A 23328-nucleotide genomic window follows, 5' to 3' on the forward strand; every position below is an offset into this window, starting at 1 on the left:
AAGAAATTCCCTTAAACAAAGCAATTTCTAACGAAAAGCGACTAGATATGTGTATAATAGAGCTATGTGAATTGAGGAGGAACAAGTAATGAGAGAATGGAAAACCTTAAAAGAGTACGATGAAATTTTATTTGAACAACATGGAAAAGTGGCGAAAATCACGATCAACCGCCCAGAAGTCCACAATGCGTTTACACCAAAAACGGTGTTTGAAATGATTGATGCGTTTTCAATCAGTCGCGATGAACCAGGCATCGGCGTGATTATTTTGACAGGCGCCGGCGACAAAGCCTTTTGTTCAGGCGGAGACCAAAAAGTCCGTGGTCACGGTGGCTATGTTGGGGAAGATCAGGTTCCTCGCTTAAACGTATTGGATCTGCAACGCTTGATCCGCACGTTGCCAAAACCGGTGATTGCCATGGTCAAAGGCTGGTCGATCGGCGGCGGGAATGTTTTACAATTGGTTTGTGATTTAACGATTGCCGCTGACAATGCTAAATTTGGTCAAACAGGACCAAATGTCGGTAGTTTTGATGGTGGCTATGGTTCGGGCTATCTTGCACGGACGATCGGACATAAAAAAGCCAAGGAAGTTTGGTTCATGACAAAACAATATACTGCCGAAGAAGCATTGGCGATGAACTGGATCAATACAGTCGTTCCTCTTGATCGAGTAGAAGATGAAACGATGGAATGGGCCGAAACGATGCTGCAAAAGAGCCCGTTGGCGTTACGTATGATCAAAGCATCAATGAATGCCGATACGGATGGATTAGCTGGCATTCAGCAATTAGCCGGCGATGCGACCTTATTGTATTACACGATGGATGAAGCCAAAGAAGGTCGTGACGCGTTTAAAGAAAAACGTCAACCAAACTTCGACCAATTCCCTAAATTCCCATAATGACTGGGAGTTGGCTGCAAAGGCAAGCACAACTTCATCCAGAACGACCAGCTTTTTATTGGCATGAAAAAAGCTGGTCGTTTGCTGCCTTGCAAAAAGAGGTTTATGCTTACGCTGCTTATTATCAAGCCCAGTTCGTTGATCAGCCAAACCGGGTAGCCCTTTTTAGCAATAACTCCCCTGAAATGGTTTTTACGATCCTTGCGTTGTGGGAGTTGGGGATCGAAGTCCAGCTGTTGAATACGCGATTGACAGCCGCTGAAATCACCTTCCAATTGCAAGATGCCCACTGCGACTGGCTGATCACGGCAGATCAAGCTGCAGTCCCAGGTGTTCGCAGCATGACCTTTGCACAAGTGATGGAGCAGGCGAAGGCTCTTGCCAGTTCTTTTGATCCTTCGTTTGTTCCTAATAAAGCAATCTATCAAGCAGAACAGGTAGCTTCGATTATGTATACATCCGGTACGACTGGCAATCCAAAGGGTGTGCCGCAAACCTTTGGGAATCATCTGGCAAGTGCCGAAGCGACTCAAAAGAACTTAACGATCACTAGTGAGGATTGTTGGCTTTGTGCAGTTCCGCTGTACCATATCAGTGGATTATCAATTCTCTTGCGTTCACTGCGACTTGGAATGAGTGTTCGTTTGTATGAGCGCTTTGATGCTGTAGAAATGGCAAAAGATCTTGAAGCAGGAAAAGGGACGATCGTTTCTTTGGTGGCAAAAATGTTGATGGACTTGCTGCCATTGGTGCCCCAACATGGCTTTGATTCGTTGCGTTATGTACTGCTAGGCGGCGGGCCCATTGCCAAAAGTATATTGGAAAAATGCCAGCAAAAACAGCTTTCTGTGATCCAATCCTATGGGATGACAGAAACTTGTTCACAAGTGGTGGCATTGCCACCAGAAAAAGCTTCAGAAAAAATCGGCTCCTCAGGGGTTCCCCTGCAAAGTGTCCATTTACGAATTGCGGCTGATGCGAAAATGGCAGATCATCAGACTGTTGAAAGTACCCAGCCGATCGGAGAGATCCACCTGCAAGGACCTGCGATCACGACTCGTTACTTGAACGATCGCAGTCCACAGCAGTGGGACCAAGAGGGCTGGTTTGCCACAGGAGATCTAGGGTATCTTGATCAAGAGGGCTTTTTGTATGTAGTCAGTCGTGCAAGCGAACTGATCATATCTGGTGGAGAAAATATCTATCCCGCAGAAGTGGAGCAAGCCTTGTTGCAGCATCCAGCGGTCAAAGAGGCAGCTGTGGTGGGGGAACCAGACGAGGAGTGGGGACAATCTGTCGCGGCTTATTTAACGTTAAATGAGTCCGTCCGACTTCAAGCGTTGTTGGATACATTAGAAGGGCAGATCGCCCATTATAAATTTCCGCGCCGTTTTTATCACGTGCGAGAAATGCCGCGCACAGCAAGCGGCAAACTTTTAAAACGGCTATTGCTGAGTGAAGAAAGAGTGAACTACATTGAACAGCAAATCAACAAGTAATTATGAAGCAGCGATCGCTGCCGGGAAAACCTATTTGAGTGAGTATCAGCCTTTAGAAAGGTGTGACTTACTGGCTCTTTATGCAGCGGCACAAGAATATCAAGGGGAACGCTATTTCTGGCGTACTCCTGATGAAACGACTAGTATGGTAGGGTTGGGTTGGTTAGTCACTTTTTCGCAACCCAAACTTGCAGACTTTTCAGAAGTCCGCTCTCTCTTAAAGCAAGCCCATTATCAACCAGAGGCACCTTTTCAGGCGCAGCTGGTTGGGGGCTTTGCTTTTGATGAACAGGCAGAAGTCAGTCAGGATTGGGCTGAGCTAGGTGCCGGTCTCTTTGCGTTGCCAGAAATACTGGTCCGCAAAGCTGGCAATCAGTGTGGCGTCGTTTATACAGTAGCCGCTTTTTCCGAGGAACAACGACAACAAAAAGTCGCTGCCTTACAGGAAAAAGTCGCAAGCTGGTTGAATGCCAACCCGGACAAGAGTCTTGTAGCAGAAACGCCTGCTTTTCAGGCACAAGAGGAACTAGAGGTGCCCCAATGGCTGCAAACGGTCGAAGAGACAGTGGCAGCCATTCGCTCGAATGAAACACCGTTGAAAAAAGTGGTTCTGGCCAGGAGAATGAAGATAGAAACGAAGCAGTCGATCATTAGTGCTGGGGTGTTGCAACGGTTGGCGCAACAGCAGCCGAATACCTATCTTTTTGCCATCGAACATGGGGGCCATGTTTTTGCTGGTGCGACGCCAGAACGCTTGCTAAAAGCGACTGTCGATCAATTTGAAACGGTGAGTATCGCAGGTTCCGCACCAAGAGGCCAAACAAAAGAAGAAGATGAGGCACTGGCACAAGCCCTCTTAGCGGACGCAAAAAATACCCATGAACATCAAGTAGTTGTCGATCGCTTAGAAACGGCATTGGCCACTTTGTTAGCTGACGGCTTTCAATCAGAAGCCCGTTCCGTCATCAAGAATCGTGACATTCAGCATTTGTTTGTTCCTTTAGCAGGGCAAAGAAAAGCAGGAGTCAATTTTCTGAGCGCCGTGCAAAAACTACACCCGACCCCAGCATTGGGGGGAGAACCGAAAGAAGCAGCCGTCTCATGGATTCGTACCCATGAACCAGCCAGCAGAGGGATGTACGGTGGACCGATCGGTTGGTTGGGTATTCAAGAAGATATTGGCGAGTTTGCTGTGGCGATTCGCTCAGGATTCTTTAGCGGCAATCAAGCAACGCTGTATGCAGGCTGTGGGATCGTTGCCGATTCAGATGCGGAATCCGAACGTCAAGAAACACGGTTAAAATTTCAACCGATGAGGAGAGGGATCTTAGGAGATGAATAATCAGACAGTCATGACAGACTATTTATTAGCGGCAATCCAGGGACTAAAAGCAGCGGGTGCGAAGCGAGCGGTTATTAGTCCCGGTTCACGATCAACGCCATTGGCGCTACTATTGCATCGTGATCCTGAGATCACCTGTACGGTGGCTGTCGATGAACGTTCGGCTGCTTTTTTTGCTTTAGGGATGTCCAAAGTTGATCTCCAGCCAACAATCTTACTGTGTACTTCTGGAACTGCAGCAGCCAATTATTATCCAGCAATATGTGAAGCAGAGGCCACCAACTTGCCATTGATCGTCTTAACGGCTGATCGCCCGCCAGAACTGCGGGGCGTTGGGGCGCCACAAGCAATGGATCAACATAATTTGTATGCCTCTCATGTCAAAAAGATGGTAGAGATGACGGTGCCAGAAAACGATCCAGCTTTGTTGCGTTATAGTTTTTGGCAAGCTGCAACTTGCACGATCGAAGCGCAAAAGCAGCCGAGAGGCCCTGTCCAAATCAACTTTCCATTACGGGAGCCGCTGTTGCCTGACTTTAGTCGCCAATGCAGTATACAGCAAGACGTGAGCTATCTGGCACCACAACAAGAGCTGTCAGCAGAGATGATCACCCAGCTAGCCCCTTACTTTGGTAAAAAAGGTATTCTGATTGCTGGAGAAAGCCTTACGATCGAAGAAGCGCAGCAGTTGCTGGCTTTTTCAGAGAAATTAGGCTGGCCGATTGTCGGCGATCCATTGACCAATTTGGCGACAGCCGGTACCAAAGTAGGAACATTTATCAGTCAAGCCGATCTTGTTTTCCCGCAATTGACTTCTGCCTTCCAACCAGAAGTGGTCGTGCGTTTTGGTCGCTTACCAGTCACTAAAAATGTCCTATTATGGTTGAACAAAGCAGCGGATACGACGACGTGGCTCTTTGTTGATCCATCGGGACAGTGGCAAGACCAGTTGCATCGAGCAAACTATTTGATCGAAGCAGCGATCACCACTTTCGTGGCGGCCATCACCCAGTTGCCGATCGTCAAAAATATGGCGTGGCAACAACAATGGCAAGCACTTCAAGCGCGGGCAGATCAGGTGATTGCTGCATGTCCGCAGTTGCAACAATGGGATGAGAGCAGCGCTGTGCGCATGCTCCAACAATGTTTGCCCGAAGATGCGCAGATCCTTTTGGCAAACAGCAATGCGATCCGTTTCTTTGATCGCTACGGCAGCAAAACTACCTCCACTTATCGAGTGTATGGAAATCGGGGCGTCAATGGGATCGACGGCCTTGTCTCGACCGTAGCTGGGATTGCTTCCGCCAGTCAAAAGCCTACCTACTTGTTGATTGGTGATTTAGCGTTGTACCATGATATGAACGGCCTACAACTACTTCGTCAGTATCAATTGCCAGTAACGATCATTTTACTGAATAATAACGGTGGTGGGATCTTTTCCTTTTTGTCACAAAACACCCTAGAATCAAACGACTTTGTCCCGCTCTTTGGCACGCCGTTAGACCTTGAGTTTCAAAAAGTGGCGGCCTTATATGAGGCAGATTGGCACACACCGACCTCTTTGCTAGAGTTTCAAACGATTTTAACGGAAACAAGCCAACGGCCGTGCTTTCAAATAATCGAAGTGAAAGGTGAGCAAAAAGATCCGGTCAATACATGGCAAGCACTGCAACAGCAGTTTAGCGAGGCGGGAGCACAGCAATGAGGGACACGATAAATGGCGTCAGTTATTTTTATCAGTGGTTGCAACCGTACCGACCAGCCTTACCAACCCTTGTGGCATTGCATGGCTTCACGGGTTCTTCGGAAAGTTTTCGACCGGTTTTTGCAGAGGAAGGTTCTTATAATGTATTGGCAGTCGACTTGATTGGACATGGACGGTCATCGATTTATGTCCATCCCATGCGTTATGAACTTCCTTTACTGGTAGAGGATCTTGCACAGCTTTTAGCGAAGCTAGGGATTGAACGTTATGGCCTTTATGGCTACTCGATGGGGGCACGAATCGCACTTTTTTGGGCGGTCATGGAACCAACTGCAGTGACCCATCTATTGCTTGAGAGTGGTTCCCCCGGGTTAGCTGATCCAGCGGAACGACTCGCTCGTCAGCGACACGATCGTCGGTTAGCGTTGCGCTTACTAAGGGAGTCTCTGGTCGATTTTGTCGATTACTGGCAAGAACTGCCGTTGTTTGCTAGTCAAAAGGAGCTACCCTTAGCGCAGCAGGCTGCTGTAAGGCAAGGTCGCTTGCAGCAAAATAAATTTGGCTTGGCAGTAAGTTTGGTTTACGGTGGTACCGGCAAACAGCCAAGCTGTTGGTCGGCACTTCCGCGGCTAGCTTGTGAAATTCTTTATTTAGCGGGGGAAAAAGATTTAAAGTTTCGTAAAATCGCCCACCAAATGAAGCAGCTGCAACCAGAGATGACCATCAAAGTCGTTGCTAATGCTGGACATTGTATCCATTTAGAACAGCCGACACAGGTTCGTCATGAAATCGATCAATGGTTTGTAAAAGGATCGGGGCCACAGTCAGCTGATTGACAAGGAGAGAACGCAATGAAGATTGAAAAAATTGAACGCATCGCCTGTCGCTTGCCCCTCAAACACCCCTTTGTGACAAGTTACGGACAATTAACAGAAAAAGCCTTTGATCTTTATTTGGTGACGGCAGAGGAGGGAACGGTGGGCATCGGTGAATTGGTCGCTTTTGAGCAGCCAGATTACATTGAAGAAACCCTCTTTTCTGCTCGACAAGTGATTGAAACAGCACTGATCCCATTATTGATTGACCAGGAGATCGAGCATCCGCAAGAAGTTTGGCAGCTGTTTCAAACGGTCCAAGGAAACTACATGGCAAAATCGGCTTTGGAAACAGCAATTTGGGATCTATATGGCAAGCAAACGCATCAAAGTGTGAAAGAGCTGTATACCGCGACCCGACCGAGTGTCGCGGTTGGCGTTAGTATCGGCATACAAGACTCTGTCGAAAAACTAATGGCTCTTGTTGCCGCTTATGTCGCCCAAGGGTATCAACGAATCAAGTTAAAAATCAAGCCGGGGCAAGATGTGGCACCCTTGCGAGCGATTCGACAAGCCTTTCCAGAATTGCTTTTGATGGCAGATGCGAACGGGGCCTATCAAAGTGAGCCTGAACGCATTTTGGCATTGGATGACTTAGGCTTGGTGATGATCGAGCAACCCCTTAAGGTACGAGATCTGGTGGGGCACAGTCAGCTACAGCGACAGATGAAGACGCCTCTATGTTTGGATGAAGATATTCGAACGGCAGAAGACGTCGATACAGTCGCAGCACTGGACAGCTGCCGTGCGATCAACCTGAAAATCCCTCGTGTCGGTGGGATCACCGAAGCTTTGCGGATCCTTGATCGATGTCAAACCCATGGACTGCTTGTTTGGTTAGGCGGCATGTTTGAGTCTGGTGTGGGACGAGCCATGAATTTGCAATTTGCGAGTCAAGATATTTTCCATTTTCCCGGGGACCTTTCCGCTTCTGACCGTTACTTTTATGATGATGTCATTACACAGCCTGCAACTTTGCATGAAGGCAAGCTGCTGGTACCTGATGGAAAGGGCTTTGGTATCACATTAGCTGAAACAAAGCTAAGTCAATATGGGCAATCTAAAGAACGTATCTACTCAAGAAAACGGTCAGCGAAAGAATAACCGCAGCGAAAGAAAACACAGCGAAAGCAAAAGAAACGGCCAGCAGGGAAATCTGCTGGCCGTTTCTTTTGCTTTATTCTGCGTTTTTGAATTCTTTTTCAATTTGTAGTCGTTGAACTTTCATGGTTGCTGTTCGTGGGATATCTTCGTAGTCGCGTAAAATTGGTTGATTGAGGTGAGGGAGATCTTCCACCATTTTCCACCAAGCATCCCAATCCATTTCACGATTTGGCGCTAAAGCAATGATTGGTTGTGGTGAGTTTTCTTTGTCGCGAACAATCACAACTTCGGCAAGGAAGTCTAAATGATCTAGCAAAAGGTCTTCCAAGGCAAGATTGCTTTCAATATTTTTGATCAAGTCCACTTGACGGTCTTTTAAGTAAAGATGGCCCTGATCATCCATCATGCCGTAGTCACCACTGTCCCACCAAGCGCCATAGACATTGTCAGCAAAACGCTGATCTTCTTTATAATAGGTCAACGCGCGTCCTTTTGAAAGGAAATGGATGTGCCCATCGGTATTGGCTGGCAGCTCGTTGCCCTCTGCATCGGCGATCCGTGCTCTCGTTAAGTCCTCGAGACCCACACCCATATCACGGGCATCATTGGTAGCGATGCTTTCTAAGGTATGTGCTTTTAGGATCATTGGCCCGCATTCACTTTGACCATAGACTTGCAAAAAGATTGCTTCTTTTGTTGCTGAAGTATTTAAAAAAGTGGCCATTGTTTGGTTGTTGATGGCATCAAAAGTTGAATGGTAATAGCGAATATTGGCGAAAGCATCTGGTTGTTCTTTTGCCACAAAGCTCCATTGGACAAAATTGTTTGGATGAGTTTCCAAAGCGATTGGTGGATATTCTTTTAGCATGCTTACGACATGAGCGCCGTTGGCATTGGCTAATGGCATCATCGGAAAGCCCATCGCCATCAAGGATGAGATGCCAATATTGAAGCGGGAGTGCACCGGTGAGATATGGAACGCAATTAAATCAGAGTCTGCCTTGGTGCGATCAATCTTGGTGAAGATCGTTTTTTGCCATTTTGTCCGCCAGCCCATGGAGTTTGCCGAATGACAAATCAATTTTGGAATACCCGTTGTTCCAGAAGTGTGGGTCATATAAGAAATTTGATCCACCGGTAACTCAGTTTGGGCCACTGGTTCCGCTGGTTGTTGCAGCAGATGACGAACAGCAATCTGTTTGTCAGTACTGCTATTTTTCACTTGTGCGACGCGGCCTTCGGTTTCTTCATCAAATAAGATGAATGGATCTTCTAAGCGATCCACAAACACTTCGATGGTTTCAGCAGGAAAATGATAGGAGATCATGGCAGGAACGGCACCAAGGTAAGAAGCAGCCGTTGCTAATAAATAGGTATCGAATTTTGAAGATTTGTAAAGAATGATTTTATCGCCGGCTTGCACGCCTAGTGCAGCAAGTTGGTACGCACGTTTTAAAATCATTTCATGGCTCGAACGGTAGGTACTACGATAGCCAAGTTCAGGAAATGCTGGCAGCACTTCATCGTGGATGATGGTTGTGTCAGGAAATGCCTCGGCAGCTTCGCGGTAATTGGTGTAAAGATTTAATGGACGATAGTCTAAAATGGTCAAATAGAACACTCCTTTAAAAGTTCGTGAAAAACTTCATTTGATTTCTCCATTTTAGCACAGGAATTTCTCGATACAATAGATTTTCAGTGTTTTTTATTTATTTCTAAAAAATCCTACCCTCAAAGACTTTCGAAGAATGAATGACTGTGATGTGTTATCATTCATTCCTCGTACTAAGCGGAAAAAGCGCATAATCAACGGCTGTATTTTGCTACAAAATCTTCGATTGGGAGCCGGAAATCCAGATAGCGTGCTTCTAATTCTGCACGACTCCAATTCCACCAAGCGATTTCTTTTAAAGCAGTGATCGTTTCTGGATCAAAGCGGTATTTGATCACTTTTGCTGGAACCCCGCCGACGATCGCATAAGGCGGCACATCTTTGGTTACTACTGCGTTTGAGGCGATCACGGCACCATCACCGACGGTCAAACCAGATTGGATCACGGCACCATGGCCGATCCAGACATCATTGCCAATGAAGGTCGTCTTCGCTTTGCGTTTTTCTAAGAAGGACTCGTCTTTAGGCATAAACCCATAACCCTCGCCATTGTAAGCAAAAAGGTGTTGGCTGGGGCGTTCGTAAGGATGATTGGTAGGACCGATCCGAACCATCGCAGCGATACTGATAAAACGTCCTAATTGACTGTTCTGAATAAAGCAATATTGCCCCGTATAGGTATAATTGCCGATGGAAGAATGATCAATGTGATTGGCTTCGCCAATTTCGACATAGTCTCCTAAAGTTGTGTCTTGAAGCTGCGAGTCTTTGCCAACGATCGGCTGTTCATCAGGAAAATTTGTGATCGATAGGTGCATAGTAATCATCCTCTCTTGCGTATTGCTATCATTTTACCGCACTTTTTTGTACTATTTGACTAATACGCACTAAAGACAAAAGGAGGTCTGCGTTATGGAGACGATTTATCAGTTAGATAAGATGACCGAAATGATAGCTAAGCGAGCAATCAAAAAAGGATACGCGTTAAAAAATCAAGCGGCCCCAGAGGCGCTGTTTGTACGCAGTTCAACGGTTCCTAACGAATTGATCACACCCAAATTAGCTGTGATCGCTCGCTCAGGAACAGGCACCAATACGATCGATTTGGCACGGTGTACTCAAAATGGCACAGTAGTCTTCAATAGTCCCGGTGTCAATGCCAATGCAGTCAAAGAATTGGTGCTCTCCAATTTGTTTCTCAGCGTTCGCCCCTTATTCAAAGCCATCCAGACGGTAGCCGATTTGCAAGAAGAGCTAACGTCAGGTCAAATTGAAGCAGAAGATGTGTTGAAGGTAGCTGAAGAACGGCGAAAAGAAGTGATCGGCGAAGAATTAGCTGGAAAAACCATCGGTATTTTAGGCTTAGGAGAGATCGGTGAACGGGTGGCAAAAGCCTGTCACCAGTTAGGAATGGAAGTCCTCGGCTATGCCCGTACGAAAAAAGCGGCCCACGATTACGAACAAGTTAGTGACTTGCACGTACTGTTGGCCGAATCAGATTTTGTGGTGGTTTTGCTTCCTTTGAGTCAAGAGACCCACGGCTTGCTGAATCGACGAACGATTCAGCAGATGAAAAAAAATGCAGTGTTGATGAATTTTGGTCGCGGGGAAATCGTGGAAGAAGCAGCCGTCTTAGAAGCATTAGCCAAAAATCAGCTCAAACAATACATCACTGATTTTCCTAGTGCGGGCTTGATCGGACAACCGAAAGTGTTGTGTTATCCGCATATCGGCGGCAGTACTACCAATGCCTTGGAAAAGGGGGACCACGTAGTTTTTGATCGCATGCATGCCTATTTACGCGCTGGGACGATTCAAGAATCGGTCAATTTCCCCCATGCAGAGTTGCCTTTTTTGGCACCGTATCGCTTAGCGCTGTTTTATCACGACAAGCCTGGTGCTTTTGCCCCATTATTGCGGATCATTTCTGAAGCAGGCGTGGATATCGATAATTTGGCGAGTGAGAGAAAAGCCGGAGTTGCCTATACTTTGATTGATCTTGATGAGACAAATGAAACACTGCTGCAAGATCTGCAAAAACAGATGCAGCAGGCAGGGGCAATCATTCGTGTACGTTTGATCAAAAATCCGCGAATCAGTGAATAGTTGCCACCAACAATGTTTCTTGTTATGATGAAAAAAAAGTAAAGGAAGTTCATCATGACGAATAAGTTTCAAGATAAAAAGAAGGTCGCTTTGCCTCGTTATCAGCAGATTGCCGTGGCGATCGCGGAACGAATCGTTGAAAATCGCTACCAAGTTGGGCAAAAGATCCATGCACGCTCAACGTTAGCCAGCAATTTCAATGTCTCTCCTGAAACAGCCCGTAAAGCGATCAATGTATTAGTTGATTTAGAAATCATGGATGTCCGTCATGGCAGCGGCGCCTATATTGCTTCAAAGGAAAAAGCACAGGCCTTTGTGGAACAATACCAAGATGTGCAGTCGATCCAAGAAATCAGACAAGATATTTTAGACAGTGTGGAGCGGCAGCAGCAAGAGCTGGATAATTTTTCTGACTTGTTGAACACGTTAGTGCAGCAGACCAAAAAGGTACACCACATGAGTCCGTTTGTGCCCTTTGAACTTCAGTTGACGGAACAAGCGCAGCATTTGGAAAAAAGTATCAATGAATTGAATATTTGGCAAGCCACAGGGGCGACGATCATCGCAATCCAAACAACCGAAGAATTGTTGTTGTCACCAGGACCTTATGCGAAATTTAGTGCAGGCAATACGATTTATTTTGTCGGAAATGAACTGGCGTTGCAGCGCATGACCAATTTCTTCTATCCAACGGACCATTCAGCGTAATTCTTTTTCCTGATTCCCATGCTTTTTTTGCAAAAGAAAAAGCATTGGGAAATTTTTTTTGACAAAGTGACCACATCTTGTTAAGATGGTATGGTCACTTTCGTGAAATTTTTCAGAAAAAGGAGTATTAATCATTTGAGTAAAGTTAAAGTGGAACACTTAACCAAAATCTTCGGTAAGAAAAAGCAGCAAGCTCTTGCCATGGTCAAAGAACAACGTAGCAAAAACGAGATTTTAGAAAAAACGGGTGCCACCGTCGGGGTCTATGATGTGAACTTCGAAGTCAACGAAGGCGAGATTTTCGTCATCATGGGCCTTTCTGGAAGCGGGAAGTCAACATTGATTCGCCTCTTGAATCGATTGATCGAGCCGTCTGGCGGAGATATTTACATAGATGGCGTGGATGTTGCTAAAATGAGTAAAGAAGAACTGCGAGAAGTTCGCCGTCACAAAATCAACATGGTTTTCCAAAGCTTTGGCCTTTTCCCTCATCGGACGATTTTAGAGAACACAGAATACGGACTAGAAGTCCGTGGGGTCTCGAAAGAAGAACGAACAGCGAAAGCGGAAAAAGCGTTAGAAAACTCAGGGTTACTTTCATTTAAAGACCAATATCCTGACCAGCTGTCTGGAGGGATGCAACAGCGTGTGGGACTTGCCCGTGCGTTAGCCAATGATCCAGAGATCCTCTTGATGGACGAAGCCTTTTCAGCACTCGATCCGCTGATTCGCCGTGAAATGCAAGATGAACTTTTAGAACTACAAGCCAATGTTCAAAAAACGATCATCTTTATCACCCATGATTTGAACGAGGCCTTGCGGATCGGTGACCGGATCGCTTTAATGAAAGATGGTCAGATCATGCAGATCGGTACAGGAGAAGATATTTTGACGAATCCTGCCAACCAATACGTGCGTGATTTCGTGGAAGATGTCGATCGTTCCAAAGTCTTGACTGCGCAAAACATCATGGTTCCAGCATTGACGACGAACATCGAGATCGATGGACCAAGCGTAGCATTGAACCGGATGCGGAAAGAAGAAGTCAGCATGTTGTTAGCCGTCGACAAACGTCGTCACCTAAAAGGAAGCTTGACAGCCGAGTCTGCTCGTGAGGCACGGAAAAACAATCTGACCTTGAAGGAAGTTATTGATAAAAATGTTAAAAAGATTGATAAAGATATGCTGGTAACGGATATCTTCAATTTGATCTATGATTCGCCTACACCTTTAGCCGTGGTAGAAAACGATCGTTTGATCGGAGTCGTGATCCGCGGAAGCGTGATTGAAGCGCTGGCTGAGACCGATTCAGCCGCTCAAGCAGAGGAAGGGGTAGTGACAAATGGATAATTTCTTACAACATACGATTCCGGTAGCTGATTGGGTCGAAAACTTTACTGATTGGCTAACAGGAACTTTCAGTGGATTGTTTTCAGCCTTACAGTCTTTCGGACAATTTATCATGGACGCTATTACAAATGTATTATTGTTTGTACCACCGTTGTTAATGATCGTCTTATTGACGGCTGCTGCCTTTTTCGTTTCACGCAAAAAATTCGGCTTGCCAGCCTTTACTTTTGTTGGGTTGCTGTTCATCTATAATCAAGGGTTATGGACAGACTTGATGAACACCGTGACGTTGGTCTTGTTGTCAAGTTTGGTTTCGATCATCATTGGGATTCCACTAGGGATCTTAATGGCGAAAAGCGAAAAAGCGCAAAGCATCGTGACGCCAATCTTAGACTTTATGCAAACGATGCCTGGTTTCGTTTATTTGATTCCTGCGGTTGCTTTCTTTGGGATCGGGATGGTTCCTGGGGTCTTTGCCTCAGTGATCTTTGCTCTACCACCAACCGTTCGGATGACGAACTTAGGGATTCGCCAAATTTCTCGTGAATTGGTAGAAGCCTCTGATTCCTTCGGTGGGACTGGCTGGCAAAAACTGATCAAATTAGAATTGCCACTAGCCAAAAGTACTATTTTGGCTGGGGTCAACCAAACGACGATGCTGGCATTATCAATGGTCGTGATTGCGTCAATGATCGGGGCTCCTGGATTAGGGCGCGGCGTCTTGTCCGCCTTACAACGAGCACAAGTCGGTAACGGATTTGTCAGTGGGGTATCCTTAGTTATTTTGGCGATCATTATGGATCGCTTTACCCAGAATTTGAACCGTTCGGCACATCAAAAAGCAGCGAGCAAGACGAGTCGCAAACAAAAACGTCTTTTTGGCGGGATTGCTGCAGCGGCAGTCGTTGCTTTGATTGGAGCATCGTTTGCTTTTGGAAATGTTTCTGACAGCAAAGGCACGGTGAACTTGGCGTATGTCGAATGGGATACGGAAGTTGCATCTACCCATGTGGTGGCAGAAGTCTTGTCGCAAATGGGCTACGAAGTCAATACGACGCCATTGGATAATGCCATCATGTGGGAATCTGTGGCAAAAGGGGAAGTTGACGGGATGGTTGCTGCTTGGCTGCCATCTACGCATCAATCCCAGTATGAACAGTACCAAGACCAAGTCGAGAACTTAGGTCCTAACTTAGAGGGGGCAAAACTGGGGATCGTTGTACCAAGTTATATGGATGTAGATTCCATCGCAGACCTTTCTGACGAAGCTGGAAAAACCATCACTGGTATCGAACCAGGCGCTGGTGTCGTAAATGCAGCGGAAAATACGGTTGCAACGTATGACAACCTTTCCGATTGGAATGTCGCTACCTCTTCTTCAGGAGCGATGACAGTGGCATTAGGCCAAGCCATCAAGAACCAAGATGAGATCGTTATTACTGGCTGGTCTCCACATTGGATGTTTGCGAAATATGATCTGAAATATCTGGATGATCCAGAAGGAACAATGGGTGAAGCAGAAAGCATCAACACTGTTGTACGCCAAGGATTAGCAGATGACATGCCAGAAGTCTACGAAGTACTTGATCGTTTCAACTGGACACAAGAAGACATGGAAGAAGTCATGTTAGCAATCAATGACGGAACGTCAGCCGAAGATGCAGCCAAAGATTGGGTAGCCAATCACCCAGAAGAAGTTGCTGCTTGGACGAACTAATGTCTAAAAAAAGAACGACCGCAGATTGAAGCGGTCGTTCTTTTTGTTATTTAAAATACTTAGGTTCATAACGAAAGACGAGGGGATGATTTTTGCAAAAGATCGAGCTTTTGTGCAGGTTAAGCAAAACGATGGAAAATCGGCTGCATCTGTTCAAACGTACAGAGTTCAGTAAATCCTAATGATCGTAAAAGATCTTGTCCCTCTTTGATTTGAAACCCGAGCTGCTCTGGTTTATGACTATCGCTGCCGATGGTTAGCACGCTTCCCCCCAAGTCACGATAAAGCTTGAGGATCTCGATCGATGGCGTATACCCATTGATTCCGTAACGGTGGGAAGAGGTATTCAGTTCAATGCCTTTGCCATCTTTGATCACGACTTTCAAGATCTCTGCGATTTGTTCTTTCGTTTGTTTAAAAGCGTCCTTCTCTTTATCTAAATAACGACGAATCAAATCCATATGGGCTAAGACGGAATACTCTTTATATGTCGTGACTAGTTGATACATTTCATCATAATAGCGCTCGTAGCATTCCTGTTGGCTGCGTCCTTTTTGAAATTCTCCGGTCCAAAATTCTTGATCGTCTACCTGATGAACGGAAAGTAAAATGAAATCAAAGGGATGCGAATGATAAAGACGGGTAAATTGTGGGATCGTGTGCATTTGCATCCCAAATTCCAGCCCAGTTTTTAGCTTGATTTGGTCACTGTATGTTTCCTTTAAGCGTGCCAGTTCGTTAAAATACAAGTCGTAGTAGACATTTTTTACGACTTTATTGGCTCCGACGAGGTACGTATCCGTCGCTTGCCAGTCTTCTTTGACCCCATAATCCACATGATCGGTAAAGCAGATTTCTGCTAAGCCTAGTTTAATGGCGTCTTTGACTACATCTTCCATCAAATACCAAGAATCATCGCTGTAATCACTATGAACGTGATAGTCTGTAAAAATCATGGCGTCTCCTTTTGTTTCGTCATTTTTGCTGCTTCTGCCAGTCTGCTCGTTTTTGATGATAGAGCTGGGCGGCAGTCTCCCAATGCTCTTTGTCAGTCGGCTGAATCTCACGGATCACACGGGCTGGATTGCCACCGACGATCGTATTCGGCGGCACATCTTTTGTGACGACGGAACCAGCAGCGACGATGGCATGTTTGCCGATCGTGACACCTGGTAAAATCGTACTATTACCCCCGATCCAAACGTAATCTTCGACGGTGATCGGTAGGCCAAATTCCAAATCTTGACTGCGGATCACAGAATCGATTGGATGGCCGGCAGTATAGAAGCTGACCCGTGGTCCCACCATCACATGATCACCAATCAGAATCTTATTGACATCTAAAAAAATGCAATCCATATTGGCATAAAAGTGATCACCAATCTCAACATGGCGACCATAATCAACAAAAAGGGGGGGCTGGACAAAGCAATGCTGCCCAAATTTGCCAAAGAGTACTTTTTCTTTGGCGATGATTCCTTCTCGGTCATCGACTGGTAAATGGTTGATTTCCTGGGCCCGTTTTTTTCCCTCCGCTGAACCATTCTCAGGGAGAATGCCAGCAGCTTGATACAATTGACCAGCCAACATCGCTTGATAATCAAAGTCTTCTTTCATTGCAAAATCCTTTCTAAGACGGTAAATCGTCGGTGGTTAATTCAATCAAATTGCCCTCGGGGTCTTGGACAACTGCTTCATAATAGCCATCGCCTGTTGTACGAGGACCATTTAAAAGAGGGTAGCCATCTTCAACAAACCGTTGAGCGTATCGATCGACGTCAGCTTGATCACCAACTGCTATCGCAAGGTGAGTGTAGCCTAAGCTTTCACTGACACGAGGGCTTAAAAATTTCTTGGTCGTTAATTCTAACCGACTTCCAGAATCAAAGGTCAAAAAATAGGACTGAAAGCCTGTTTTCGGATTATGGTATTTTGGGTTGCTGACCGCCTGAAAGTAGGTTTCATAAAATGTCCTCATTTTTTCCAAATCATTGACATATAGTGCGATGTGTTCAATTTTCATTATCGACAACTCCTTTAATAAGCAACATGCGTCGTTCTTTCTTCGTTCCTTTTTGAACTTAGTAAACTTTGTTTAATAAGTTACTTCTATTATACCTTTGTTAACAAAATTAATAAAGGTATATTCCCAGCTTTTTATCTGTTAAAATAGGAGCGTTGAGGGGGAGAAAAATGAAAGCTTATCAGCCAACGACCATTAAATTACATAATCAGGCAGTTTTGCTGAATTTGCTAAAGCAGCAGCAAGCGCCTATGACCAAGCGCCAACTGGCAGATGCCTCTCAATTAAGCGTGGTAACGATCAACAAGTTGCTTCCTGAATTGATTGAAAAGCAACTACTTTTGACGACGGATCAACCGCAACGAACGGGAGGACGTCAAGCTGCGGCTTACCAGTACAATGCACAACGGACACTGTTGTTGATCATTCAGTTTATCGAAGAAGACCAGCAGATCGTGATTCGTTTTTCAGTTGTTGATCTCGTGGGGAACATTTTGCATCATGAGCAGTCAGCAGAGGGCCGATTGCCGCAGTTCTTGCAAGTGATTCGTCAGATAAAACAGGAATACCCGAAAATCGGCTTGGCAGTCGTGGGGATTCCGGGTGTGGAAATTGCTGGAAGACTGAAGATCATGGATGCTCCGGCATTTAAGGACATGGCGTTAGGGGAATTGATTGAAAAAGAGATCGCTGTAAAAGCGCTTATTGAGAATGACGTGAATGCTGCGGTATTTCATTTCAAAGAAGAGAAAAAAATCGTGGCTGGCATTTATTTTCCGAAAAATTATCCGCCAGGTGCGGGACTGGTCATCGACCAACAGCTCTTTAAAGGAGCCAACCATTTAAGTGGCGAAATCAAGCATTTGCCGCATCTCTACACGGCTTCTTACCCGTTGGCAAAAGAGGCGATCCCAGAACAAGTGACTGCCACACTTCAAGCGATCGTGGCAGTGACGGACCCGCATCAAGTCATTTTGTTTTTACCCTCTGAGTGGCAGGCGCTCGTGTCGCGCTCCTTTTTGGAAAAGCAGCTGGCAGCAGTGTTTCAGTATGGCGTCTTGCCAAAATTACACTTTTCCGATCGGCTTTCAGAAAATTATTTAGCTGGGTTGATCACGATGGGAATCGAAGCAGCTGGCTTAGGGCTTTGATTCGCAGCATTCAACTGGTATTGAGGACAAAAACTGCCACCGCTTCCTTTATCAGAAGCAGGGCAGTTTTTTTGAAAATACGAGAACTCACAGCTTAGCAAGTTTCTGTGCTTTTTCGGTATTCGCAAAATGCAGTTTGGCATATTTGCTCAATAGTGCTATGCCACCTTGTTGTAGTAATTTTGCGGCAACTTGGTCAGCAGCTGCGTGGGCGCCAGAAGGCAAACGCATACCGACTTCTTTGGAGGCTGCCTCTAATTCATCCAAAAAGACTGTACGGCATAAAATAGAGGCTGCCGCTACTGCTAGATGATATTGTTCACCTTTCGTTGCAAAATAGAGCTTTTCGGTGACCGCTGCTTGTTCCGACTTTAAATAGGTGCGATAATTTTTTTCGCTTGTGAACTGATCGATCAAAATGGCATCTGGTGTCTCAGGAGCAATTTTTTGCAAAAGCAAACGAATGGCTTGATTATGCAAAGCAACTTTCATTCGGACCGTGTTGTATTTTGGTTGGATCTCGTTGTATTTGCTGGGCGTGACAGTGAGCAATTGGTAAGGAACCAATTCTTTGATTTTCGGCGCCATCTTACGGATCTCTGGATCTGTCAGCATTTTTGAGTCCTTGACACCTAAGGCTTTCAGCTGTGGTAATTGCTCTTTTTTGGCATAGACGGCACAGACCACCAAAGGACCGAAATAACTGCCGTTGCCGACCTCGTCACTGCCGACGACGCTTTTTTCGCTAAATCCTGCTGGCAACGCAGTGGTTGAAACAGGCGCTTTTTTCTTATCCGGTACAGCACTAGCCGTGTCGCCCCATAAGGAAGCTTCTTTTTCAGCAGTCGCTCCTTGAAACATGACTTTTCCAGACGTATAAGCAGTGATCGTCGTTGGCCCTTTTTTGGCGACAAACACTGTATAAGGAACTTTCTTCGCCAGCAATTCTCGTTGATAAAATTGCTGCATTTTTTGGATAGTTGAAGTTGGTACTTTGATAACGATCGTACTCATTTGATTCCTCCTGATTTTTTGTCTTTTTTTAGGTAGACAAAAGGATACTTTAAGATTTTACCATACTTCTTATTCTTTTTTACTAAGACGATCAGCAAACAAACGATTGGCATGGAAATTCATAAGAAAATCACGTATAATAGTTAAGAGTTTGCGACACATGTTCAATAAGTGATAGAATAGAGCAGAATGTAAGCAATGGGAGGAAATATTCCTATGACGGAGCAAAAGAAACGCTATAAAGCAGTTATCGCGAATCAAAGTTACACGATTATTGGACGCGAAAGCAAAGAACACATGGATATGGTGACAAGATTGGTCAATGACCAACTGCTTGAGATCATGCAATTGTCGCCACAAACCGATCAAGAACAAGCGTCGATCTTATTAGCGATCAACGCTGTTTCCGACCAGCTGAAAAAACAAGAACAGCTGTTGGTCCTACAAAAAAAAGTGGACGAATTGCGGGGACAAGCCATTAAAGCAACGGAGCTTGAGAATCGTATCAAGCGGATCGAAGCGATCGAATCCGAAGCACGGAAAGTTCTCGATGAGACAGGTCGCAGTGATGTGGAGATCCATAATCATGTGGAAGCACAACAGATCTTAAATGAACAAAGGAAACGAAAAATTCAAGAAAAGACAGCCCATGGGTAGTGCGGCGTAGAAAGGATTCCTAAATGATTGGATTATTTGTCTTGGTTTTGTTGTTGGCAGCCTTTTATGGCGGCGCGCGGCGCGGAACCAGTTTACAATTGGTCTCAGTTTTGGGCTATTTGATCTCTTTTTTCTTTGCAGTTGCGAATTACCAAGAAATTGCGAAAAAAATTGAGCTCTATGTTCCTTATATGTCAGTAACGGCGGATTCAAAGTTAAAATACTACGATATGGAACTGGCTTTAGATTTAGACAAAGCCTATTATGCGGCCATCGCTTTTGTGATGGTACTCTTTGCTGGTTGGCTGATCACCAAACTATTAGTGATTTTTGCAGACAGTTTGCGTTACAAACGCCTACGTTTTTTAGGCGGCTATGACTGGGCAGTTGCGGGTGTTTTAAATGTCATCTTGATGTATATCAATTTGTATATGTTTTTCATGATTCTCTCAATGATCCCGTTTGCCACGATTCAAAATCTGTTTGAAACGAGCGGAACTGCGAATTTCATCGTTGATCGGTCACCGATTCTCTCAGATTACTTCTATCGATTGTGGATCACAGATGTGATTGGGTAAAAAGCAGGCAGATGGTTGCAGAGCCATTCTGCCTTTTTCTTAGGAACAAAAAGTTAAAACAAAGCAGGTGAGAAAAGAATGAATACTAAGATCCTTGATGTTTTAGGATTTGAACAAGTAAAGAGTCAAATCGGTCAGTATATCGTAACAGCCCAAGGAAAAGAAGCCTTAGCAAAGCTTGTGCCATCAAGTGATGAGCAAGTCATTTCCTCTTGGCTAGCAGAAACAGAAGACGCGATCAAGATCCAGCGTTTAAGAGGCGGAATCCCTGTACCAAAAATTGAGAATATTCGTCCCCAAATGAAACGGATCGAAATCGGCGCAGATTTAAACGGCGTTGAATTGGCACAAGTTGCCCGCGTCTTATCAACCACGCAGGAATTGAAACGCTTTTTTGCTGATTTGTCTGAAAGTGAGATTGAATTTTCCCGCTTGTATCACTGGGAAGAACAGTTGGTGTCTTTGCCAACCTTGAATCGTCGCTTGAAAGAATCTATCGATGAGGATGGCCGAGTCACAGACGATGCCTCTCCAGCACTACGGGGAATTCGCCAATCGATCCGACGAGCAGAACGGACGATTCGCGAGACATTGGATGGCATCGTCCGAGGTGGCAATGCAAAGTATCTAAGTGATACGATCGTAACCATGCGAAATGAGCGTTATGTGATTCCAGTCAAACAAGAATACCGAGGTGTTTTTGGCGGCGTGGTTCACGACCAAAGTTCCTCTGGTCAAACCTTGTTTATCGAACCAAAACAAGTAGTGGAACAAAATAACCGTTTGCGTCAACATCAAATTGCGGAACGGGACGAAATCACTCGTATTTTAGCAGAATTATCAGCAGAGTTAGCCCCATACCAAAGAGAGATTCTCCATAATGCGTATGTGATCGGGATCATGGATTTCATGAATGCCAAGGCTCGCTTTGGGAAAGAGATGAAGGCGGTCGTACCAGCGATCAATCAAGATAACCATGTCTTTTTTAAACAAGCACGTCACCCATTGATCGATCAAGAAAAAGTCGTTCCTAACGATATTACGATTGGAAAAGACTATCAAGCTGTTGTCATTACTGGGCCGAATACCGGTGGGAAAACCATCACCTTAAAAACATTAGGGCTGTTGCAGATCATGGGCCAAGCCGGCTTACCAATTCTGGCAGAAGAAGAAAGCCAAATGGGGGTCTTCAATGAAATTTTTGCGGACATTGGTGATGAACAATCCATTGAGCAAAGCCTATCGACCTTTTCTTCACATATGACAACGATCGTTGATGTGTTGAAAAAAGTCGACGAAACAAGTCTGGTGCTTTTTGATGAACTAGGTGCTGGGACCGATCCTCAAGAAGGGGCGGCACTAGCGATTGCGATTTTAGACGAACTTGGGGCTAAGTCGGCTTATGTCATGGCGACGACCCATTATCCAGAATTGAAAGTTTATGGCTATAACCGATCCAATACGATCAACGCCTCTATGGAGTTTGATGTCGATACCTTAAGTCCAACCTATCGCTTGTTGATCGGGGTTCCGGGGCGAAGCAATGCGTTTGAGATTTCGAAAAGACTTGGCTTGCCAGATACCATCATTGACCAAGCCAAAGAGATCATGGATGGAGAAAGCCAAGATCTGAATGAAATGATCGCTGATTTGGAAAATCGACGCAAAATGACGGAAACGGAGTATCTGGAAGTTCGTCATCATGTAAAAGAAGCAGCCCGCTTGCACCAAGAATTGGAAGCAGCTTACAGTTATTTCTTTGAAGAACGCGAAAAAGAATTGGCAAAAGCCCGTCAAAAAGCCAATCAAATCGTAGAAGAGGCTAAAGAGGAATCAGAAAAAATCATTGCCGATATTCGTAAAATGCAGTTAGCTGGCGGTCAAACGAAGGTCAAAGAACACGAACTGATCGATGCGCGCACCAAGCTATCAGGACTGCAGCAAGAAGAACATCTGCAAAAAAACAAGGTTCTGCAAAAAGCCAAAGCAGCCAAGACGCTGAAAGAAGGAGACGAGGTACTCGTAACTTCTTATGGGCAGCGCGGGGTACTGTTGAAAAAAGCCGGTAAAAATCAGTGGCAAGTCCAAATCGGCATTCTGAAAATGAATTTGCCAGAAACAGATCTCCAACCAGCAGCGCCAGTGAAGGAGCCTACACAGCGTATCGTTAATACGATTCGTTCTGCTGACAGCAGTCCAGTGGTCAATCAGTTGGATTTACGCGGCAAGCGGTACGAAGAAGCCCTCAATGAAGTGGATCAGTATTTGGATGCAGCAATTTTGGCAGGTTATCCGCAGGTGACGATCGTTCACGGTAAAGGAACCGGCGCATTGCGTCAAGGGATCACTGACTACCTAAAAAACCATCGCTCGGTGAAAAGTTTTGAATTTGCCCCAGCAAATCAAGGAGGCAATGGAGCGACCATTGTGAAGTTTAACTAAACGTTAAGAACCCTTACCTTTTGTAAGCAGACGATTTTAAAAAACTTCCGATACGTGGTATACTTTTTTTAGTTTTAAAAATGGAGGGGAAGTACGATGGCAAAAGAAATTACCGATAAAACTTTTTCAGAAGAAACCGATAAAGGCTTAGTCCTTATTGATTTTTGGGCAACTTGGTGTGGCCCTTGTCGTATGCAAGCACCGATCTTGGAACAATTAGCGAATGAATATGAGGAAGACGAATTGAAGATCGTGAAAATGGATGTGGATGAAAATCCTGAAACACCTGCTTCATTCGGAATCATGTCTATTCCTACTTTATTGTTGAAAAAAGACGGTCAAGTGGTTGATAAAGCAATTGGGGTGCATACAAAAGATCAATTGAAAGCTTTAGTTGCAGAACATATGTAATAGAAGAAATATTTTTTTAGCAATAGCCGAAAGTGGCTATTGCTTTTTTTATTTTGGGGACGTTTTTTTCAAATTTTCTTTTAGGCAGTGGTATACTTAAAGTAGGGAGTGGCACTAAAAAATATTTAGT

At 45.1% G+C, this 23328-nt stretch carries 21 protein-coding genes; 15 read left to right on the top strand and 6 right to left on the bottom strand.

From position 1 onward, the window contains the following. The first annotated feature begins 88 nt into the window (after positions 1-88). Genes menB through menC form a run of 6 tightly spaced genes read left to right on the top strand, consistent with a single transcriptional unit; the run spans position 89 to position 7429 of the window. Positions 89-904 (top strand): 1,4-dihydroxy-2-naphthoyl-CoA synthase, encoded by an 816-nt coding sequence (gene menB, locus A5870_RS04005; RefSeq protein WP_010749830.1) that lies wholly within the window; start codon positions 89-91, stop codon positions 902-904. Continuing rightward, complete coding sequence (gene menE, locus A5870_RS04010; RefSeq protein WP_086291889.1) at positions 904-2403, top strand: o-succinylbenzoate--CoA ligase; 1500 nt, start codon at positions 904-906, stop codon at positions 2401-2403. Before menB ends, menE begins: the two co-directional genes overlap by 1 nt. After that, positions 2381-3745, top strand: a complete 1365-nt coding sequence (locus A5870_RS04015) for an isochorismate synthase (protein ID WP_086291890.1) — start codon at positions 2381-2383, stop codon at positions 3743-3745. Before menE ends, A5870_RS04015 begins: the two co-directional genes overlap by 23 nt. After that, the gene (gene menD / locus A5870_RS04020) at positions 3738-5450 is read left to right on the top strand and encodes a 2-succinyl-5-enolpyruvyl-6-hydroxy-3-cyclohexene-1-carboxylic-acid synthase (RefSeq protein ID WP_086291891.1); all 1713 of its coding nucleotides are present in this window, start codon (positions 3738-3740) and stop codon (positions 5448-5450) included. Before A5870_RS04015 ends, menD begins: the two co-directional genes overlap by 8 nt. Beyond that, complete coding sequence (menH, locus tag A5870_RS04025; RefSeq protein WP_086291892.1) at positions 5447-6286, top strand: 2-succinyl-6-hydroxy-2,4-cyclohexadiene-1-carboxylate synthase; 840 nt, start codon at positions 5447-5449, stop codon at positions 6284-6286. Before menD ends, menH begins: the two co-directional genes overlap by 4 nt. Positions 6287-6301: 15 nt before the next feature. Beyond that, the gene (gene menC, locus A5870_RS04030; protein ID WP_086291893.1) at positions 6302-7429 is read left to right on the top strand and encodes an o-succinylbenzoate synthase; all 1128 of its coding nucleotides are present in this window, start codon (positions 6302-6304) and stop codon (positions 7427-7429) included. A gap of 73 nt (positions 7430-7502) precedes the next feature. On the opposite strand, the gene A5870_RS04035 is transcribed toward menC, so the two are convergent. Together A5870_RS04035 and A5870_RS04040 are read right to left on the bottom strand one after the other, a co-directional pair. Then, positions 7503-9041: an AMP-binding protein gene (locus tag A5870_RS04035; protein WP_086291894.1), complete on the bottom strand. Its 1539-nt coding sequence runs from the start codon at positions 9039-9041 to the stop codon at positions 7503-7505. A 194-nt stretch (positions 9042-9235) separates the two neighbouring features. Continuing rightward, a complete protein-coding gene (locus A5870_RS04040) occupies positions 9236-9859 on the bottom strand; it encodes a DapH/DapD/GlmU-related protein (RefSeq protein ID WP_086291895.1) in 624 nt (207 codons plus the stop codon). Positions 9860-9953: 94 nt separating this feature from the next. Here A5870_RS04040 and A5870_RS04045 point away from each other — a divergent pair, with 94 nt between their 5' ends. The 4 genes from A5870_RS04045 to A5870_RS04060 all read left to right on the top strand — a co-directional run bounded on the left by A5870_RS04045 (position 9954) and on the right by A5870_RS04060 (position 14922). Beyond that, entirely contained in the window at positions 9954-11147 is a 1194-nt protein-coding gene (locus A5870_RS04045) for an NAD(P)-dependent oxidoreductase (RefSeq protein ID WP_086291896.1), read from the top strand. 54 nt (positions 11148-11201) lie between these two features. After that, positions 11202-11855: a GntR family transcriptional regulator gene (locus tag A5870_RS04050; protein ID WP_005234303.1), complete on the top strand. Its 654-nt coding sequence runs from the start codon at positions 11202-11204 to the stop codon at positions 11853-11855. 135 nt (positions 11856-11990) lie between these two features. Beyond that, a complete protein-coding gene (locus tag A5870_RS04055; RefSeq protein ID WP_005228609.1) occupies positions 11991-13205 on the top strand; it encodes a quaternary amine ABC transporter ATP-binding protein in 1215 nt (404 codons plus the stop codon). Then, positions 13198-14922, top strand: a complete 1725-nt coding sequence (locus A5870_RS04060) for an ABC transporter permease/substrate binding protein (protein WP_005228611.1) — start codon at positions 13198-13200, stop codon at positions 14920-14922. The genes A5870_RS04055 and A5870_RS04060 overlap by 8 nt, the downstream gene beginning before the upstream one ends. A 119-nt stretch (positions 14923-15041) precedes the next feature. Here A5870_RS04060 and A5870_RS04065 read toward each other — a convergent pair whose 3' ends face one another. From A5870_RS04065 to A5870_RS04075, 3 genes are read right to left on the bottom strand one after another with little or no spacing between them, the layout of a single operon-like run. Further along, the gene (locus A5870_RS04065; protein WP_081117504.1) at positions 15042-15878 is read right to left on the bottom strand and encodes a histidinol-phosphatase HisJ family protein; all 837 of its coding nucleotides are present in this window, start codon (positions 15876-15878) and stop codon (positions 15042-15044) included. A gap of 19 nt (positions 15879-15897) precedes the next feature. Next, positions 15898-16539, bottom strand: a complete 642-nt coding sequence (locus tag A5870_RS04070) for a sugar O-acetyltransferase (RefSeq protein WP_086291897.1) — start codon at positions 16537-16539, stop codon at positions 15898-15900. A gap of 13 nt (positions 16540-16552) precedes the next feature. Continuing rightward, on the bottom strand, positions 16553-16945 hold the full coding sequence (locus tag A5870_RS04075; RefSeq protein WP_016619764.1) for a VOC family protein: 393 nt from the start codon (positions 16943-16945) through the stop codon (positions 16553-16555). A gap of 170 nt (positions 16946-17115) precedes the next feature. On the opposite strand from A5870_RS04075, the gene A5870_RS04080 reads away from it, so the two are divergent. Then, positions 17116-18096, top strand: a complete 981-nt coding sequence (locus tag A5870_RS04080; RefSeq protein ID WP_086291898.1) for an ROK family protein — start codon at positions 17116-17118, stop codon at positions 18094-18096. Positions 18097-18183: 87 nt separating this feature from the next. Here A5870_RS04080 and rnhC read toward each other — a convergent pair whose 3' ends face one another. Further along, positions 18184-19110, bottom strand: a complete 927-nt coding sequence (gene rnhC / locus A5870_RS04085; protein ID WP_086291899.1) for a ribonuclease HIII — start codon at positions 19108-19110, stop codon at positions 18184-18186. 216 nt (positions 19111-19326) lie between these two features. Between rnhC and zapA the strand changes: the two genes are divergently transcribed. From zapA to trxA, 4 genes are all read left to right on the top strand, one after another. Continuing rightward, complete coding sequence (zapA, locus tag A5870_RS04090) at positions 19327-19767, top strand: cell division protein ZapA (RefSeq protein WP_005228634.1); 441 nt, start codon at positions 19327-19329, stop codon at positions 19765-19767. A gap of 23 nt (positions 19768-19790) precedes the next feature. Then, the gene (locus A5870_RS04095; RefSeq protein ID WP_005234314.1) at positions 19791-20345 is read left to right on the top strand and encodes a CvpA family protein; all 555 of its coding nucleotides are present in this window, start codon (positions 19791-19793) and stop codon (positions 20343-20345) included. Between the two features lie 78 nt (positions 20346-20423). Further along, entirely contained in the window at positions 20424-22787 is a 2364-nt protein-coding gene (locus A5870_RS04100; protein ID WP_086291900.1) for an endonuclease MutS2, read from the top strand. A gap of 96 nt (positions 22788-22883) precedes the next feature. Further along, positions 22884-23198: a thioredoxin gene (gene trxA, locus A5870_RS04105; RefSeq protein WP_005228645.1), complete on the top strand. Its 315-nt coding sequence runs from the start codon at positions 22884-22886 to the stop codon at positions 23196-23198. The last annotated feature ends 130 nt before the right edge of the window (positions 23199-23328 follow it).

Origin of the sequence: Enterococcus sp. 2G9_DIV0600, from assembly GCF_002140615.1 — a bacterium.
GTDB lineage: Bacteria > Bacillota > Bacilli > Lactobacillales > Enterococcaceae > Enterococcus_D > Enterococcus_D innesii.